The organism is Streptomyces sp. UW30 (assembly GCF_008042075.1).
In the GTDB taxonomy this organism is placed as follows: Bacteria; Actinomycetota; Actinomycetes; order Streptomycetales; family Streptomycetaceae; genus Streptomyces.
On the sequence record NZ_RDBN01000053.1, the window covers coordinates 1,550,671 to 1,552,484 of the forward strand.

At 74.7% G+C, this 1,814-nt stretch carries 1 pseudogene; it reads right to left on the reverse strand.

Going from position 1 to position 1,814, the window contains the following annotated elements:
- Nucleotides 1-75 precede the first annotated feature (75 nt).
- A pseudogene (locus EAO75_RS41500) lies at nt 76-1,383 on the reverse strand (hypothetical protein); the annotation flags it as partial.
- Nucleotides 1,384-1,814 lie beyond the last annotated feature (431 nt).

A 1,814-nucleotide genomic window follows, 5' to 3' on the forward strand; every position in this document is an offset into this window, starting at 1 on the left:
AGGTCGGGCTGGCGTATGCCGGCTGGGACCGCCTGCTCACACGCGTCGCGCTGCCCGCCTGGCGGATGGGCCGCTGGCCGGGACGTCCGGTGGGGTCGACAAGTGGTCCAGGACGCGGGCCAGGGTCGGGCCGCCGGACTCCGGGGTGGCGTCGCCGGTGGTGCGGCGCACTCCCAGGGCGTCGAGCACGCGGTGGAGACGGGCCGCGTCGGCGCGCCATTTACGGTCGACGACCTCCTCCGGGTACGCCTGCCAGTCCACCGGGGACCAGTCGGGGCCGGGCTCGGCCGGGCCGCCGTGGAAGAGGCGGGCGGCGAGCAGCGAGGTGGCCTCGTCGACCACGCCGGGCTCTTCGAGCAGGTCACAGGCGGGGCGCTCGCCCAGTCGGGAGGCGAAGCCCTCGGCCAGACGGTCCCGGCGGGACAGCTCGGTGAGCGCGGCGACTACGCCGGCGTCCAGCCGGGAGGGCCAGCGGCCCATCCGCCAGGCGGGCAGCGCGACGCGTGTGAGCAGGCGGTCCCAGCCGGCATACGCCAGCCCGACCTGTTCCTGGGCGACGATCCGCAGTCCGTAATCCACAGCCTGTGCACGCTCGGCGGCCGCGGCGGCCACGCCCCGCTCCATCTCGGCGGCGTGCTCGCGGCAACTGCGCAACAGCAGCCGCGCTACCGCACCGATCCCCGCGCACACCGCCCGCGACCCCGGGCAGCGGCCGTGCGTCGAGGCGACGGCCACGGCGGCGTCCAGGCCCCGGACGAAGCGCCGGGCCTGGGCTATGTCCGGGTGCGCGGAGGGTCCCGTACCGGCGACGACCGGGGCGAGGACCGCGCGCAGCTCGCCGACGCGCATCCACCACAGGAACGGGGAGCCGATGACGAGAACCGGGGCAGCGGGCGCACGGCGGTGGGCGCCGCGCGAGCTTCCGCCGCGCAGGCCGTTGAGCCCTTCCTCGTCGCGGTCCTCGGCCGGGGGCGGGCCGTGCGCCCGGTGGGTGCGGTCCTCCAGCCAGCTGTCGCAGTCCGGGGTGAGCGCTATCGCGGACGGCGCGGGAACGTCGAGGCGGTCGGCGAGGTCGCGCACCAGCCGGTACAGGTCCGGGGCCTGTTCCTCGGCGACCTGGACCGTCGGGCTGACGGCGGGGCGGGCGCGGGCGACGACCAGGGCGATGAGGCCGGCGGCGAGCAGGACGAGGACGGCGACGGGGGTCACCACCCAGCGGGCGGCATCCCAACCCTGGCCGACGAAATGGCCGGTGGAGGCGCCGGCGAGCAGCACCACGGCGACCGCCGCGGGCAACAGGGCGACGGCCAGCGCGCGGCTGCGGATGCGCAGCACCGCGAGGGCCCGGGCACGCGCGGCCTGCGCACCCACCTCGACACCCATACCGGTCACGGCCGGACCTCACCCCCTCCGCGCTGCCCTGGCTGTCCGTACTGTCCTGGCTTTGCTCACTCCCCCACTGTGGCACCCACCACTGACATCGCAATGCCGGTGGGCCAAGTGCCGGAACGCTTGCGCCGCACCCTAGTTGGGGCGTCAGCCCACGTCAGCCGGATAGGGCATCGGTCACTCGATGGAATGGCTTTGGGGAAAGGTGGATGACGGAAAGCGAGGATCAGGCCCCTGATCCTGACCAAAGTCCAGTCGCCGACCCGGGAACTGACCGGGGGTCGGCCCATGGGCTCCGGCAAGAGTCAGGCCCCGAATCCTGAGACGGAATCGGGGCCTGTCCGGTTTATCGAGAGTGGGGGTTTCTGGGAGCGCCCGGGGCTTTGGAGGGGGCGTGAGGGGCGCTCGTGCGTGGGTGGGGCGGG